Below are 14852 nucleotides of genomic sequence, written 5' to 3' on the forward strand. Positions count from 1 at the left end.
AGGAAGGCGTGGAGAACTGTTCTCCCGTGGGCCCGCTGGAGCGCGAGGGCATCGAGGCCCTGCGCAGGCCGGTGGACGGCCTGACCCGGCTCGCCTGCCGGCTCCGGGTCGAGGGCCCGGTGACCGTGACCAAACGCGGCGTACGCCGCCGACCGCAGGAGTGAGCCGTGAGCCCCAAGCAAGTGACCCATCCGCTGACCGGGCAGGTGTACCGGCTCACCGAGGACGGGCTGGTCGAGGTGATCGACCCCAGAACCGGAGCCAGTGGCATCTTCGACTTCCAGGCCCGCTGGCAGTCGGGCGAACTGCGCCACGCCGACCTCCAGATGGCCGGCTGGGTGGGCCGTCTGGCCCAGCGGCGCGGCGCCACGCCGCCGGAGGCGTGAGCCGGTGCCGCCCCGCACCACCCGCGTGGTCTGCCTGGTGCGCCGGCCCGACGGGGAACCGGCCCTCGGGGACTTCGCCGTCGAACAGCGCCCGCTTCCGCCCCTGAGCGAGGGGCGGTTGCTCGTCCGCAACCTCTACATGAGCGTCGACCCGTCGATGCGCGGGCGCCTGGAGAGCACCGAGAAGCACTACACGCACAACTTCACGCCCGGCTCACCGCTGGACGGCCGCGCCCTCGGCGTCGTGGTGGAGAGCCGCTGTCCGTCAGTGCCGCCGGGCACCTTCGTACGCCATCAGCTCGGCTGGCGGGAGTGGGCCGTGCTCGACCTCGCGGAAACCGATGCCGCAGGCCGTATCGACCCGCAACTCGCCCCACTGCCCACGTGGTTGGGGCTGCTGGGACAGACCGGTTTCACCGCCTACGTCGGGCTCACGCGGATCGCCGAGGTGCGCCCCGGCGACACCGTCTTCGTGTCGGCGGCGGCCGGGGCAGTGGGCAGCGCGGCCGGCCAGCTCGCCAGGCTGTTGGGCGCTGAGCGGGTCATCGGGACCGCCGGAGGGCTGGACAAGTGCGCCCTGCTGGTCAAGGAGTTCGGCTACGACGCCGCCGCGGACTATCGCGCCGAGCCGGTACGCGACGCGCTCGCGCGGCTGGCGCCCGACGGCATCGACGTGTACTTCGACAACGTCGGCGGGGAGCAACTCGCCGCCGCCCTCCACGCGTTGCGGACAGGGGGCCGGGTCGCCCTGTGCGGCATGATGTCGCAGTTCGGCGGCGCGTCGCGCTCCGCCGACATCAACCAGTTGATCCAGGCGGTCCTCAAGCGGCTCACCCTGCGCGGCTTCATCGTCCGCGACCACGACGACCTGCGGCCGGAGTTCGAGAGCCGCGTCGCCGACTGGCTCCGCTCGGGCCGCATCACCGCCCGTGAGACCGTGACGGACGGCCTCGACAGCGCGGCCGGCGCCCTGCTGACGCTGCTGGACGGTGGCAACGTCGGCAAGATGCTGGTCCGGTTGGCCGACGATCCGTACCACCGCGCATAGTTCAGGGGGCGTGGGCCGGCCCACGCCCCCGGCATGCCCTGTGCCTATCGCATGGAGCGACTCGCCCCGATGGTCAAGACCTCCAGGAACACACCCACCCGCGTCAGCCCGGTCGTGGCCGCGCGGAAGTCCTTGATGTGCGCCGTGGTGAAGTGCTCGTCCAGGGCCTGCTGGGACGCCCACCGTTCGTACACCCGGATCCGGCGCTCGTCGGACGGGTCCGCCGTCATGGCGTAGTCCAGACAGCCGGGCTCCTGTTCACGGGTGTGCTTTCCGACCTCGACGAGGTGGCCCAGCATCGTGTTGCGGTCCGCGGGCTCGTAGTCCATCCAGCCGGCGACGATGACTTCCTCTGTCACGGTGGTCCTTTCGTACTCATGCCCTCGGGCCCGCCGCCCTCTGTCAGGAAGGAACGACGGGCCCGTGGGCCGTTCAGATGGCGAGCGCTGCCGGGACGCCGTCCACGGTGACCGTGCCCCTGGTGCCGTCGACCGTGATCACCATGCCGTCCCGCAGCCGCCGGGTACCGCCCTCGACGGAGATGACGGCCGGGATGCCCAGCTCCCGGCAGACCACGACGGCGTGGCTGTTGAGCGCGCCCACGTCCACCACGGCAGCCCCGGCGACCAGGAACAGCGGTGTCCAGGCCGCGTCGGTGATCGGCGCCACCAGCACCTCGCCCGGCTCCAGCGCCTCGCACGACGCCGGGTCGGTGACCACCCGCACCCGTCCGGTGTAGGTGCCCTGGCTGCCTCCCACGCCCTTCAGCACATCGCCTTCACCGGCGGTCGCGATCCCGTCCTCGCTGCGCCGCGGCCAGGTGTCGATCGCCGTCTGGGAGTCCTGGGCGACGAAGAACGGCGGTTCCAGCTCCCGCAGTCCGGCGTACTCCCGAAGCCGCTGCGCGATGACGGGGCCGAAGCGGCCCGGATCGGCGACGTAGTCGTCGAGCTCGCTCTCCAGCAGCATCATCACGTCCTCGGGCTCGGCGAAGAGCCCCGCCCCGACCCCGCGGCGGCCCAGTTCCCGTACCGCCATCCGGATCTCGTTGATGACGGTCACGCAGTTCGCCTTGGTCCGCTCGCGGGCCGGGATCCACACCTGGGAGGCGTGCATTCCGGCGTCGAACACCGGCTGGACGTCCTCGGGGAGGGCCTCCCGGATCTCCTTCGCGAGCCGTTCGCGGCGCTCGGTCAGCCGCCGGTGACGCTCGGCCGGGGAGTCGTCGTCCGGGCTGTGCCGGATGCGGTCGACGAGAGCCAGGGCCTGGACCGGTGCCGCCTCCCAGGACAGCGCGTGGATGTCCCACTCGTTGGGGCCCCGGTCCCCGGACGCGGCCAGGAACTCCTCGAAGGCGTCCCGGAACGCCTTCACGTCCCCGCTCGCTCCGTCGAGCGCGCGCTCCACCGCCGCCGGACCTTGGTTGAACAGCGCGGTCAGCTCGGCCGAGGCCACCACCTGGCGGGACAGTGCCCACAGGCCGGTGGAGGGGGAGGCCGAGTCGACGTCACCGAGACCGCCGATGAGGTCCAGCATGGCGCCGGGCCGGTCCAGACCCGCGCACAGCGGTCCGAGGATGGCCGGTCCGACGGACGCCGGCAGCGACGACTCGACGTGCCGCTGGAAGGTGGTCTCCACCTCGCCGAGGAGCGAGCGGGCGTGGGTCACGAGTTCCGCCGCGGACAACTGCGTCAGGTCGGGCCGCTCGCGCCGGATCCGGCGCAGCCGCTCCTGGTCGGCGTCGGCCTCGGGGAAGCCGGTCTGTCCCAGCATCCGCTGCACCGTCGCCCCGGCCTTGGCCGTCAGCTCCGCGTCCTCGTCCTCCGGATGCGCCACGTACACCGGGGTGTCGGAGCGCTGCCCGACGAAGGCGGTGTCGATCTGGTCCGCCGTCTGTCCCATACGGATGCCGAACAGTCGCATGTGCGACAGGTTGAGGTAGAAGTACCCGCCGAACATTCCGGCGAACGGCGGCCAGGGGCCGGTCACTTCCTCCTCGTGGTAGATGCCGAAGCCGACGAAGCCGCGGCGCCAGCCCTGCAGCCCACGTCCCCACACCAGGGTCCAGCCCAGTGGGCTGGCGGGCTCCGGCAGGGTCTCGCCCGCGTTGGCGCGGGTGTAGTGGGGCAGCCGCTCACTGCGGCGCCCGTCCGTGATCCAGCTCTTCATGCCGAGGATCTCCTGCTGTCCGTGTCGGTGCCGGTCTCTACCATTGCGCCGTTCCGCCGTCCACGCTGATCAGCGTGCCCGTGATGCCCGCGCCGGCGTCGCTCGCGAGGAGCGAGGCGACCGCGGCCACCTGCTCCACGGTGGTGATCTGCTTGGTGGCGGCGTGCTCGGCGAAGCGGCCCAGCCATTCCTCGTACGAGATCCCCTCGGCCTCGGCCGCGGCAGGACCGGCGGCCCGCATCAGGTCGGTGTCGACGGCGCCGGGGCAGATGGCGTTGCAGGTGATGCCCTGCGTGCCGTACTCGAAGGCGGTCGCCTTGGTCAGGCCGTGGATGGCGTGCTTGTTGGTGATGTAGTGGCTGATCGCGGGCTTGTTGGCCTGCTTGCCCTCGACGGAGGAGATGTTGATGACGCGTCCCCAGCCGCCCGCCAGCATGGTCGGCAGTGCGCGGCGGGTGCCGTAGAAGTAGGCGTTGAGGTTCAGGTTGAGGGCGTCGTGCCAGGCCTCGTCGCTGAGCTGGTGGACCGGAGCGAAGCCCGAGGTCCCGCCGACGTTGTTGACCCAGATGTCGAGCCGGCCGAAGCGCTCGGCGGTGAAGTCGGCCAGGGCCTCGATGTCCGCCTGGCTGTTGGCGTCGCAGGGGTGGAAGACCGCCTTGTCCCCGGCGTCCAGCTCCTCCAGCGCCTGCTTGCCCTTGAGTTCGCTGCGGCCGCTGATGACGACCGTCGCGCCGTGGGCCAGGAAGGCCTCGGCGATGGCGCGGCCGATACTGCGTGTGCTGCCCGTGATCACCGCGACACGTCCGTCGAGGCTGCCCGTAGCCACCATGTTGTTCTCCTGCGAGGGTTGTCGGTGCGTCACCTGGCGGCTCTGCTGTCCAGGTGTTCGTGAACGGTGCGGTGGAAGTGCTGGAGTCCGGGCTCGTTGCGTCCGAAGACGAAGTCGGTCCCGTTGAGGGCGGCAAGACCCTGCTGGACTCCGTAGGTGGTCGCGTAGTCCTCGTCGCGGACCACCTCGTAGAACCACTCGCCGAACGTGTCGGCGACGTGGCGTTCCTCCTCGGTGACCGCCGGTTCGCGCAGCAGGATGATCTGCTGGGTGACCGACTCGGTGGCCGTCCGGGGAAGCACCAGGGAGACGGCGATCTTGTTGCGCCAGCCTCCGGCTATGGCGAGACCGGGATAGAGCCAGTAGATGGCTCCGACGCACTCTCCGGGGTCGCGCTGCTCCGGAGGCAGCTCGACCGCCTGCGCTATGGGGCGCAGGGCCGGTGCGATGCGCTGGTGGGGACCCCAGGTGTCATGGGCCATCATGTTGGAGAGGTTCGTCTCGAACACCGTCTTCGGGTGCAGCGAGGCGAAGTGGTACGTCTCCAGGTAGCCGTCGAGCGTGACCTTCCAGTTGGGGCTGGTCAGCTCCTTGGTCGAGTAGTGGTGGCAGTCCGCGAGACGCAGCCCCTCGAGGAGCGGCTGCAGATCCCCTAGCCAGGCGTCGAGGTCCGGCTCGGCCGCGGGGTCCAGTGAGACGAAGACGATGCCGGCGCGCTCGCCGGCCGGGAGCCGTACCAGACCGCGCCCGGTGCGGGGCACGTCGCCGAAGGTCTTCTCGGCGTACACGCCCCGCAGTTCACCGGTCAGGTCGTAGGACCAGGAGTGGTAGGGACAGGTCAGCCGCTTGGAGACCCCGCAACCCGGCTCGATCAGTTTGGCCCCGCGGTGCCGGCAGGCGTTGATCATCGCGTGCACGGCGCCCTGCCGGTCCCGGGTGATCAGTACCGGCACACCGAGCACGTCGAGTGCCTTGTAGGTGTTCGGTCCGGGGAGTTCGGCGGACATGGCGAGCGGCAGTGGGACGGTCCGGTGGACGGCGTCCATCTCCCGTTGCCAGCGGTCGGCGTCGAGGTAGTTGGCGACGGGTTCCGTCCACTGGCCGTCCGCCTCGTGCGTCGTGTTGTTGCGGTAGTGCTCCAGCACGCGCTCGACGAGCTCGGCGGCTTCCTGCCGCATCGCCACGGCGGCGGCGTCGGTGGACCGGTCGCGGCTGATCCACGAGGAGTACTCGGGAGCCGGGGGCGGCCGGTGATCGGCACCTGTCTCCCGGAGTTCCGGCGAACTGGTCTGGACCACGATGTCCTCACAATCCTCTCGGCCGCGAACCGGCGAGGGGCTTCAGATGCGGCGGCCGGGCTGTGAGCGACACGACAACAGGGGTAAGTGTTGTCTGTCAATAGAAAGTCCGGAACTCGCCGCTCGGTATACCGCAGGTCACATCACCTTCAGTCGGGGCAAATGGCTACAGAACATGTTCGATCTTTCTGGGGAGCGGCTCCAGTCGCTCACGCGTGACCGGGCCGTTGGCTCCCACTTCCCGGGCTCCATCGAAAATCCCGGCCGACCCGGGTGGTGAACTGCTGGTCGTCCGGCCCCGGTGTGCGCACGGTCGGCCCGTGCCGCCGGCCGCCCGCCGGGTCGGTTTCCGGGCCGAACCGGAAGGTGATGCGCTCGAGTCGGGCGACGGGTCCGGAGGTGATCCGGAGCCTGGTCGGACCGAAGCGTAGTAATTAGAGAACCTCTCCAGTAACGTGCCCGCTGCTGGTTACTGTAGACCGGCACAACAAAGTCCGATTGCTGGAAACACCTCGCTCGGGGCGAAGGGGCGGACGATGGCTCAAAGGGCATCGAAGAAGTCGGCCGGTCCGGCCGCGAACCACACATCCGCGCAGGTCGTCAGGGATCTGCATGAGCGCATGGTGCGCATCCGGCTGTTCGAGACCGAGGCCGGAAAGCTCATGGAGGCCGGCAAACTGCCGGGCTTCCTGCATCTCTACGTCGGTCAGGAAGCCGTGGCCGCGGGCGTGATGGCGGCCCTGCGCGACGACGACCAGATCACCTCCACGCACCGCGGGCACGGGCATGCCGTGGCCAAGGGCGTCAGTTTCAAGCACATGTACGCAGAGCTCTACGGCCGCGTCACCGGCGCCTGCCTCGGCCGCGGCGGAAGCATGCACATCAACGACGTCTCCCTCGGCATGCTCGGCGCCAACGGCATCGTCGGTGCCGGCGTCCCGATCGCCGTGGGCGCCGCCTTCGCCGCCCAGTACCGGGGCGAGGACAACATCGCCGTCACCTTCTTCGGTGACGGCGCCACCAACATCGGCAGCTTCCACGAGGGCGCCAACATGGCCGCGATCCTGCGGCTGCCGGTCCTGTTCATCTGCGAGAACAACGGCTACGCCGAGTTCACCCCGCAGTCGAAGCACATGCTGATCACCGACGTCGCCGAGCGGGCCGCGTCCTACGGCATGCCCAGCGTGATCGTCGACGGCATGGACGCGCTCGCCGTCCACCAGGCCACCGTCGAAGCCGTCGCACGCGCCCGGGCCGGCGAGGGCCCCATGTTCATCGAGGCCAAGACCTACCGCTACTACGACCACCAGGGCGTCAAGGGACTGCGGCACCCCTACCGCTCGGACGCGGAGGTCGAGGAGTGGAAGGCCCGCGACGCCATCGACCTCATCGAGGCCCGTGCCCTCTCCGACGGCACCGCCACCCGCGCCGAGCTGGACGAGACCTGGCGGCGCACCCGCGACGAGATCGCCGAGGCCATCGCGTACGCCGAGGCCAGCCCGCTGCCCGACACCGCCGACCTGCTGCTCAACGTCTACTCGGGATGACCGCCATGACCACGATCACCGAAGCACCGGCCCTCGCTCCGGGCGGCACGGCCCGCAAGCTCAGCTACGTCAAGGCCTTCAACGAAGGACTCGCCCAGGCGATGCGCGAGGACGAGAACGTCTTCGTCGCCGGCGAGGACGTGGCCGGCTACGGCGGCGTCTTCCGCATGTTCGACAACCTGCTCGACGAGTTCGGGCCCCGCCGCATGATCGACACCCCGATCTCCGAGGCCGCACTCGTCGGCCTGGGCGTGGGCGCCGCCGCCCGGGGACTGCGCCCCGTCGTCGACCTGATGTTCATGGACTTCATCGGCGTCTGCCTGGACCAGATCGTCAACCAGGCCGCCAAGATGAAGTACATGTTCGGCGGCTCCGTCTCGGTGCCGCTCACCATCACCACCGCCTCCGGCGCGGGCCTCGGCGCCGCCGCCCAGCACAGCCAGAGCCTGGAGGCCTGGCTCGCGCATGTCCCCGGGCTCAAGGTCGTCATGCCGAGCGACGCGTACACCGCCAAGGGCCTGACCGTGTCGGCGATCCGGGACGACAACCCGGTCGTCGTGATGCTCAACAAGGTGCTCCTCGGCAGTACGAGCGACGTGCCCGAGCAGATCTACGGCATTCCGCTGGGGCAGGCGCACACCGCACGGCACGGCTCCGACGTCACCGTCATCGCCCTGGGCCGCATGGTGGGCGAAGCCCTCGCGGCGGCCGAGGAACTGGCCGCCGAAGGCATCGAGGTCGAGGTCATCGACCCCCGTACCGTGCAGCCGCTGGACACCGAGACCATGTTCGCCTCCGTGCGCCGCACCAACCGGGTTCTCGTGGTGCACGAGGCCGTGACCTTCGGAGGGCTCGGCGGGGAGATCGCCGCCCAGATCCAGGACGCGGCCTTCGACTACCTGGACGCTCCGGTGCTGCGCATCGGCGCGCCCTTCTCCCCGGTGCCGTTCTCCCCGGTGCTGGAGAAGGCCTATGTGCCCGACCAGGCCCGCATCGTGCAGGGCTGCCGTCGTCTCCTCGAAAGGTCGTGACCGAAGTGGCGGTCGAGGTTCTGCTGCCGAAGATCGGCCTGACCATGCAGGAAGGCACGATCGACGAGTGGCTCGTGCCGACCGGTGGCGCGGTCTCGGAAGGTGACGCACTGCTGCGGCTGGCCACCGACAAGGTCGACGTGGACGTCGAGGCGGAGGCCGGAGGCCTGTTCCACCCCGTGGTCCAGGCCGGGGCGACCCTTCCGGCAGGGGCGCTGATCGGCTGGCTGCTGGCCGAAGGGGAGGCGCTGCCGGTATCCGGCGGGCCTGTGCCCACCGAACCGGTGGACACCGGCACGGCGGACGCGGTGTCGGCCGCCGCAGGAGTTCCCCCCGTGGCGGCATCCCTCAACGGGAGCGGTGGGCTCAACGGCTCGGGGGGCCGGCTCCTGGCTTCCCCGAACGCCCGGCGGGTGGCCGCCGAGACCGGAGTCGACCTGGCCGCCCTGCGCGGCACCGGGCCCGGTGGCCGGATCGTCTCCGAGGACGTGGAGGAGTACCTGCTCGCCTTGCCGGCGCAGCCGCCCGTCGTCCTCTCGGCGGACCCGGCGACCCCCACCTCCCCCCTGGTCCGCCGGCTGGCGAAGGAACGGGGCATCGACCTCGCGGACGTACGGCCCACCGGTGCGGGCGGGCGGATCAGACGGGCCGACCTCGACGCCGTCACCCCGGCGGCCGCACCGACTCCGGCGCCGGCCCGCCGGGCCACCGCGTCGCCACAGCCAGGGGACGTCATCCCGCTGACCGGCATGCGCGGCATCATCGCCGGCCGGATGCACGCCAGCCTCCAGGAGATGGCCCAGCTGACACACGGCTACGAAGTGCGGATGGACGCCGTCGTGGCCCTGCGGGAGCAACTCAAGCAGGAGTGGGCCGACAGCGACCTGCCGGTGCCCAGTCTCAACGACTTCCTGATGAAGGCCGCCGCGCTGGCCCTGCGGGACCATCCGCTGCTCAACGCCGGAGTGCTCGAGGACGGCATCCACCTGTTCGAGGACATCCACCTCGGGTTCGCGGTCGCGGTGCCCAACGGCCTGCTCGTTCCCGTCATCCAGGACGCGGCGGACCTGCCGCTGCCCGAAATGGCGCGCTGTTCCCGGAAGTTGGCCGAGAACGCCCGTGCCGGGCGGATCTCCCCGGCGCAGTTGGAGGGCGCCACCTTCACCGTCACCTCACTGGGTGGCTACGGCGTGGACTTCTTCACTCCCGTGGTCAATCCCGGCAACGTGGCCATCCTCGGCGTGGGCAGGCTCAGGGACGGCGTCGAGTGGGTCGACGACCAGCCGCGGCGGACGCGGGTGCTCACCCTGAGCCTCACCTTCGACCACCGTGCCGTCGACGGGGCTCCGGCGGCCGAGTACCTGCGCACGGTCGGTGAACTGCTGCGCAGGCCGTTGCGGTTGCTGGTCTGACGTCGTCTCCGGGGCCCGCAGCCCCTTCTTCCGGCGGTGCTCAGCCCTTCGTCACCGGATCGGCGATCCGCTCCGCGAGGCGGCCCACCTCGCGGAGAAAGGAGCGGTGCCCCAGGGAGCGGTACGCCTCGTCCCCCCGCGCCTGTGAGATCGCCGCGGTCTCCAGCAGCGCCAGCACACCCAGGCCGATCACCGCCGCCTCCGCGTCCGTGACCGGCCCGCCGGCCTTGCGGACCAGCCGCACCAAGTCCTCCAGCAGCTGCGTGCGGACCTCGTGCCGCAGCGCCTCCGCCTCCTGGCTCATACCGGCCGAGGACACGAAGAAGACGGTGGCGGCGGAGCGGTGTTCGCCCAGCCAGGCCACCAGCGCCGTGATGGGGGGACCGATGTCCGTGGCCGGGGTGTGGGTCTCCGCGAGCGTCTCCACCTGCTCACGCAGCGCCGCGGCGAACACCCGCATGCCCTCCACGAGCACCTGGTCCTTGGAGGAGAAGTGGTAGTACACCGCGGCTGACGTCATCTCCGCCCGCGCGGCGATGTCGGCCACCGTCACCTCGTCCGGAGGCTGGGTCGCGAACAGCTCCGTGGCCGCCTCGATCACCCACTGCCTGCGCGAGGGGCGGTGAGCGGCGCGGGTTCCGGATGTAGTCATGGTGTCAAGTATGCCGGGATCTTTCTGCGCCCGTACCGCACGGGCACCAGGAATTACGGTCCCGACCAGGCAGAGTTACTGGATAGCATGGCGAGTACCGTCGGGCGTACAGGGAGCAGCATGGCCACGAAGCAGAACGGCAAGCAACCGGCCCACCGTCCTTCGCGGCGGCAGCACATCATCGCGGCCGCGGTCAGGGTGTTCGGGCGCAACGGGTTCGCCGAGACCAGCGTGCAGGACATCGCGGACGAGGCCGAGGTGGTGCCCACGGCCGTCTACTACCACTTCGCCGGCAAGGAGGAGCTGCTCGAACTGTCCATGCGGCGGGTCTTCGACCAGCTGAACGCGGTCGTGGAGGCGGCCCGGCCGGAGTCCGAGCCCGGTGACGCCGAAGGCCTGGTGCGGGTCATCGACGCCGTGTGGGACTGGGTGGAGAAGAACCCGGACGAGGCCCGGCTCTACCAGGTCCAGGTCGCCTCGGCCAACGGCAACCTCAAGGCGCTGCGGGACGAGTTCGAGCAGCGGCACATCCAGCGGGCGTACGACTATCTGCCGGACGGCACCACCCGCAACCCGCGGGCGGCCAAGACGCGGCATGCGTCGCAGGCGCTCGCCGTGCGCACGCTGATCAGTACGACCATCCTCGTCACCGCGCTGCGGGCGGAGGGCGGGCCGCTGTCGGAACTGCCGTCACGGTCCGTGCAGGAGGCCGTCAGGGCGTTGGCGCTGCGCATCGTCGCCGCCGACCGGGGGAGCGCGGCCGCCCCGGCCTGAGACCGCCCTCGGGCACGTTCAGCGGAGCCGGTCAGTCACCAGGGCGGCGGAAGGCAGACCTGGCTCACCAGGGCAGTGGCTCGCGGCCGGCGAACAGCCCGCCCGTCGTCTCGTCGCCGTCAGGGAGGGTCGCCAGCCAGACGGGTGTGTCCGCGCCCTCCTCCGGGCCGCGCGGCGCGGACGGACCGCCCATGCCGCTGCGGGTCCACCCGGGGTCGGCCGCGTTGACCAGGACGCCAGTGCCGGACAGCTCGCCGGCGAGCATCCGGGTGAAGGCGTTGAGCGCGGTCTTGGAGACGCGGTAGGCCGGGTGCCGGCCGGAGTCCATCAGCGCCAGGGAGCCGTACGAGCTGGTGAGGTTGACCACTCGTCCGTAGCCGGCGCGCACCATGCCCGGGACGACGGCCTCGGCCACCCGCCAGGCGCCCACGAGATTGATGTCCAGGGTGGCACGCAGGATCTCCTCGTCGACGTACGGAGGCCGCAGCTCGCCGTCCAGGGACACTCCCGCGTTGTTCACCAGCACGTCCACCCCGCCACCGGTCAACTCCGCGGCCTCCCGCACCGCTTCGGTGACGCTCTTCGGGGAACTCACGTCCAGGGCCAGCGGCAGCGCCCCCTGGCCGATGGTGCGGCACGCCTCCTCGGCGGCCTCCAGCTGCCGTGCCGCGACCAGTACCCGCAGCCCCCGCTCCGCGAGTTGTCGGCAGATCTCCACGCCGATCCCGCGAGCGCCGCCGGTGACCAGGGCGGTTCTGTTCTCGCTCATGGTGATTCCCTTCGACTGCGGTCAGACCGTCAGTACCGCGCAGGCACTGATCCCGGGCGCCCCGTACACATGGGTGAAGCCCACCCGGGGACCACCGGGCACCTGCACCCCCGGCGCGCGGCCCTGCAACTGCCGTACGACCTCGTGGAACTGGCGCAGACCGGAAGCGCCCACCGGCTCACCACCGGCCAGGCAGCCGCCGTCGGTGTTGACCGGGATCCGGCCGGTGGGGTCGGTGGCACCCGAGGCCAGCAGTTCCGGCTGCTCGCCGTGCCCGCACAGCCCGGTCTCCGCCAGGTGGATCAGCTCGGAACCGCTGTCGGTGTCCTGCAACTGCGCGACCTGGACGTCCGAGGGCCTCAGACCCGCGCCGCGGAACACGGCCTCGGCCGCGTCCACGCTGGGGCTGCGGTGCGGCCCAGGCGGCAGCCAGGGAGCGAACACCTCGAAGGAGCCGAACCGTCTGGTCCGGAAGGCCAACGAGGCCAGCTCGACCGGACGTTCGCACAGATCGAAGGCGCGGTCGCCACGGGCGAGGATCAGCGCCGCCGCGCCCTGCCCCGGAGAACAGAACATGTACTGGGTGAGCGGCGGGCTGACCTCCGCGGAACCGAGGATCTCCTCCTCGGTCAGCTCCTTGCGCCGCCAGGCGAGCGGGTGGCGGGAGCCGTTGCGGAAGGCGCGTGCCGCCACCATCGCCAACGCCCGCTCAGGGATGGCGTACTCGTGCAGATACCGCTGCGTCTTCAGCGCGAAGAACTGGGTCGTCAACATCAGCCCGGTCTCCGCGTACCAGTCGCCCAGTCCGTACCGGGCCGCGGAGACATGGAACGCGCCCCGTTCGTGCTTGTCGAAGCCGACGGCGAGTCCGAGCGACGCCTCGCCCGCCCGCAGTGCGTTGGCGACGGCGAGCACCGTCGAGGCTCCGGTCGCGCAGCCGTTCTGCACATTGACGAACGGCACGCCGGTCAGCCCCAGACGCCCCACCAGGGTGTCGGGCTTGCCGGACACGTCGGAGCCGCCGGCCGCGTACCCGATGTCCGCCCAGCCGACACCGGCGTCGGCCAGTGCCTCCCGTATCGCCCGTTCGGCCATGTCCATACCGCTGACGCTCTCGTCCCGGCCGAAGGGATGCATGCCGCATCCGACGACGTAGACCTCTTCGGAGCGGCTCATCGCTCGTCCTCGGCAGCCGAGCCGAAGGCGAAGGTCAGGATCCGGGTCCCGTCCTCGTCGCGGTACGCCTCCACCGTGGTCAGCCGGACCGGCAGCCCGATCCGAATCAGCCGGCGAGGGATGTCGAGGCGCGCCTCCACCAGGATCTCCCCGAGGTCGACATAGCCGAGGGCGTACGGCTGGTGATCCCCGGCGGGCGGGCGGTACGGCTCTTTGGGCCGGAACGACTGCACCGTCCACGACCAGATCTCGCCGCTGTCCGGCAATACGTGCGCGGCCATCGCCCCGTCCGAGCACTTGGGGCAGGAGTTCTGCCGGGGGAAGACGACGGTGCGGCACCCGGTGCAGCGCGCGCCCACGAGGCGCGGCGGATCCGCGCCGTCGAAGAGGCTCTCGTCGATGAGTCTGGTGGTCATGCCGCCCGCCTTCTTCCTGCCGTCACCGGTCGGCCCTTCCCGACGTGACCGGTCGCTTCCGTCCTGCGGTCACCAGCTCAGGAGCCCGGCGAGTCGTTCCCGGTGGTGGGCCGCGCCGCCCAGCAGCACGGCGTCGGACTGGGCGCGCCGGAAGTACAGGTGCGCGTCGTGCTCCCAGGTGAAGCCCATGCCGCCGTGCAACTGGACGCATTCGGCGGCGACGTACGTGAAAGCCTCGCCGCACCAGGACTGCGCCACCGCCGCGGCCTCCGCGAACGCCTCGGGCGACCCGGCCGTCCGTACCGCCCGGACCACTGCGGACCGCGCGGACTCGACCTGGAGCAGCATGTCCGCGCAGGTGTGCTTGATCGCTTGGAAGCTGCCGATCGCCCGGCCGAACTGCGTACGGTCCCGCACATGCGCCACCGTCATGTCCAGGGCCGCCTGCGCCCCGCCGAGCTGCTCGGCGGCCAGCGCCACGAAGGCCACGTCGAGGGCGCGGGTGACGACCTCCGTCCCTTCGCCCCCAGCGGTCAGCGCACGCACCGGGGCAGCGGCGAAGGTGACCACGGCCTGGCCCCGGCTCAGGTCCAGCGTGGGCACCCGGCGGACGGTCACGCCCGGTCCGCGCGGGTCGGCGAGGAAGAGGTCCACGCCGTCGGGTCCGGCGGCCGCGACCACCAGGGCCTCGGCGTCGGCGCCGTCGAGCACGAAGGGTGCGATGCCGTCCAGCGTCGGGGTACTGCCCTGCCAGGTGACGCCGACCGGCACGGCGTCCGGCCGCCATACGCCGTCGGGCGCGGCCACGGCCAGTGCGTGCACCGTGCCTGCGGCCACCTCCGCCAGCGGTGCTTCGGCGGTACCGCAGCCGGCCAGCACCTGCCCGGCCAGCACGGTGGAGGACAGCAGCGGCACGGCGGCCGACGTTCTGCCCAGTTCTTCGCAGACCACGGCGATCTCCGCGAGGCCGCCGATGCCTCCCACCACGTCCGGCAGTCCGAGGGCCGCGAGGCCCACCTGCCGGCCGAGGGTGTCCCAGAGGCCCGCGTCGATGCCGGGCGCGCGCTCGTCGAGTCGGCGCACCGCGGCGATGCCGCCCGCGTCCGCGCACACGGACCGCACGGTCGCGCGCAGATCCTCGAGTTCGGCCTCCGAAGCCTCGGTGGTCCCGGCGGCGGGGCCGGTCACGGTGGTCGTCATGCCGGTGTCCCGTTCTCGTTGCTTCCGTTTCCGCTTCCGCTCGCGCTTCGGCTTTCGCTTTCGCGCAGCGCGCTGTGTGCCGCCGCCATCCGGGCGACCGGCACGCGGTGCGCGGAGCAGGAGACGTAGTCCAGTCCGACGTCGT

15 protein-coding genes are annotated in these 14852 nt (G+C 71.1%); 6 read left to right on the forward strand and 9 right to left on the reverse strand.

The features are described from left to right. Positions 1–167: 167 nt before the first annotated feature. Both JF597_RS05195 and JF597_RS05200 read left to right on the forward strand, forming a co-directional pair. On the forward strand, positions 168–386 hold the full coding sequence (locus JF597_RS05195; RefSeq protein WP_293989645.1) for a transposase: 219 nt from the start codon (positions 168–170) through the stop codon (positions 384–386). Positions 387–390: 4 nt separating this feature from the next. Beyond that, on the forward strand, positions 391–1434 hold the full coding sequence (locus JF597_RS05200) for an NADP-dependent oxidoreductase (protein ID WP_293989648.1): 1044 nt from the start codon (positions 391–393) through the stop codon (positions 1432–1434). A 44-nt stretch (positions 1435–1478) separates the two neighbouring features. Here JF597_RS05200 and JF597_RS05205 read toward each other — a convergent pair whose 3' ends face one another. The 4 genes from JF597_RS05205 to JF597_RS05220 all read right to left on the reverse strand — a co-directional run bounded on the left by JF597_RS05205 (position 1479) and on the right by JF597_RS05220 (position 5730). Further along, on the reverse strand, positions 1479–1793 hold the full coding sequence (locus JF597_RS05205; protein ID WP_293989651.1) for a putative quinol monooxygenase: 315 nt from the start codon (positions 1791–1793) through the stop codon (positions 1479–1481). A gap of 73 nt (positions 1794–1866) precedes the next feature. After that, positions 1867–3603 (reverse strand): PEP-utilizing enzyme, encoded by a 1737-nt coding sequence (locus JF597_RS05210; RefSeq protein ID WP_293989654.1) that lies wholly within the window; start codon positions 3601–3603, stop codon positions 1867–1869. Positions 3604–3640: 37 nt separating this feature from the next. Next, positions 3641–4432 carry an SDR family NAD(P)-dependent oxidoreductase gene (locus JF597_RS05215; protein WP_069759883.1) on the reverse strand — a complete coding sequence of 264 codons (792 nt, stop codon included), beginning with the start codon at positions 4430–4432 and terminating at the stop codon, positions 3641–3643. 29 nt (positions 4433–4461) lie between these two features. Beyond that, positions 4462–5730 (reverse strand): aromatic ring-hydroxylating dioxygenase subunit alpha, encoded by a 1269-nt coding sequence (locus JF597_RS05220; protein WP_293989660.1) that lies wholly within the window; start codon positions 5728–5730, stop codon positions 4462–4464. A 536-nt stretch (positions 5731–6266) separates the two neighbouring features. Between JF597_RS05220 and JF597_RS05225 the strand changes: the two genes are divergently transcribed. From JF597_RS05225 to JF597_RS05235, 3 genes are read left to right on the forward strand one after another with little or no spacing between them, the layout of a single operon-like run. Then, a complete protein-coding gene (locus JF597_RS05225; RefSeq protein ID WP_293989664.1) occupies positions 6267–7277 on the forward strand; it encodes a thiamine pyrophosphate-dependent dehydrogenase E1 component subunit alpha in 1011 nt (336 codons plus the stop codon). Positions 7278–7282: 5 nt separating this feature from the next. Further along, the gene (locus tag JF597_RS05230; RefSeq protein WP_293989667.1) at positions 7283–8308 is read left to right on the forward strand and encodes an alpha-ketoacid dehydrogenase subunit beta; all 1026 of its coding nucleotides are present in this window, start codon (positions 7283–7285) and stop codon (positions 8306–8308) included. Then, positions 8305–9720, forward strand: coding sequence for a 2-oxo acid dehydrogenase subunit E2 (locus tag JF597_RS05235; RefSeq protein WP_293989670.1), 1416 nt, complete (start codon positions 8305–8307; stop codon positions 9718–9720). The genes JF597_RS05230 and JF597_RS05235 overlap by 4 nt, the downstream gene beginning before the upstream one ends. A gap of 40 nt (positions 9721–9760) precedes the next feature. On the opposite strand, the gene JF597_RS05240 is transcribed toward JF597_RS05235, so the two are convergent. Beyond that, a complete protein-coding gene (locus JF597_RS05240) occupies positions 9761–10372 on the reverse strand; it encodes a TetR/AcrR family transcriptional regulator (RefSeq protein ID WP_293989673.1) in 612 nt (203 codons plus the stop codon). A gap of 120 nt (positions 10373–10492) precedes the next feature. Between JF597_RS05240 and JF597_RS05245 the strand changes: the two genes are divergently transcribed. Next, positions 10493–11146: a TetR/AcrR family transcriptional regulator gene (locus JF597_RS05245; RefSeq protein WP_069759888.1), complete on the forward strand. Its 654-nt coding sequence runs from the start codon at positions 10493–10495 to the stop codon at positions 11144–11146. Positions 11147–11210: 64 nt separating this feature from the next. On the opposite strand, the gene JF597_RS05250 is transcribed toward JF597_RS05245, so the two are convergent. From JF597_RS05250 to JF597_RS05265, 4 genes are all read right to left on the reverse strand, one after another. Further along, on the reverse strand, positions 11211–11915 hold the full coding sequence (locus JF597_RS05250; protein ID WP_293989679.1) for an SDR family NAD(P)-dependent oxidoreductase: 705 nt from the start codon (positions 11913–11915) through the stop codon (positions 11211–11213). Positions 11916–11936: 21 nt separating this feature from the next. Further along, positions 11937–13091 (reverse strand): thiolase family protein, encoded by a 1155-nt coding sequence (locus JF597_RS05255; RefSeq protein WP_293989682.1) that lies wholly within the window; start codon positions 13089–13091, stop codon positions 11937–11939. Beyond that, the gene (locus tag JF597_RS05260; RefSeq protein ID WP_293989685.1) at positions 13088–13507 is read right to left on the reverse strand and encodes an OB-fold domain-containing protein; all 420 of its coding nucleotides are present in this window, start codon (positions 13505–13507) and stop codon (positions 13088–13090) included. The genes JF597_RS05255 and JF597_RS05260 overlap by 4 nt, the downstream gene beginning before the upstream one ends. Positions 13508–13576: 69 nt before the next feature. After that, complete coding sequence (locus JF597_RS05265) at positions 13577–14707, reverse strand: acyl-CoA dehydrogenase family protein (RefSeq protein ID WP_293989687.1); 1131 nt, start codon at positions 14705–14707, stop codon at positions 13577–13579. Between the last annotated feature and the right edge of the window lie 145 nt (positions 14708–14852).

The organism is Streptomyces sp. (assembly GCF_019510245.1).
Taxonomy (GTDB): Bacteria; Actinomycetota; Actinomycetes; order Streptomycetales; family Streptomycetaceae; genus Streptomyces.

Bases quoted from the DNA above. Each gene is read 5' to 3' on its own strand.
- JF597_RS05210 (WP_293989654.1), bottom strand. From the start codon at position 3,603: ATGAAGAGCTGGATCACGGACGGGCGCCGCAGTGAGCGGCTGCCCCAC.
- JF597_RS05215 (WP_069759883.1), bottom strand. From the start codon at position 4,432: ATGGTGGCTACGGGCAGCCTCGACGGACGTGTCGCGGTGATCACGGGC.
- JF597_RS05225 (WP_293989664.1), top strand. From the start codon at position 6,267: ATGGCTCAAAGGGCATCGAAGAAGTCGGCCGGTCCGGCCGCGAACCAC.
- JF597_RS05230 (WP_293989667.1), top strand. From the start codon at position 7,283: ATGACCACGATCACCGAAGCACCGGCCCTCGCTCCGGGCGGCACGGCC.
- JF597_RS05240 (WP_293989673.1), bottom strand. From the start codon at position 10,372: ATGACTACATCCGGAACCCGCGCCGCTCACCGCCCCTCGCGCAGGCAG.
- JF597_RS05245 (WP_069759888.1), top strand. From the start codon at position 10,493: ATGGCCACGAAGCAGAACGGCAAGCAACCGGCCCACCGTCCTTCGCGG.
- JF597_RS05250 (WP_293989679.1), bottom strand. From the start codon at position 11,915: ATGAGCGAGAACAGAACCGCCCTGGTCACCGGCGGCGCTCGCGGGATC.
- JF597_RS05255 (WP_293989682.1), bottom strand. From the start codon at position 13,091: ATGAGCCGCTCCGAAGAGGTCTACGTCGTCGGATGCGGCATGCATCCC.
- JF597_RS05260 (WP_293989685.1), bottom strand. From the start codon at position 13,507: ATGACCACCAGACTCATCGACGAGAGCCTCTTCGACGGCGCGGATCCG.
- JF597_RS05265 (WP_293989687.1), bottom strand. From the start codon at position 14,707: ATGACGACCACCGTGACCGGCCCCGCCGCCGGGACCACCGAGGCTTCG.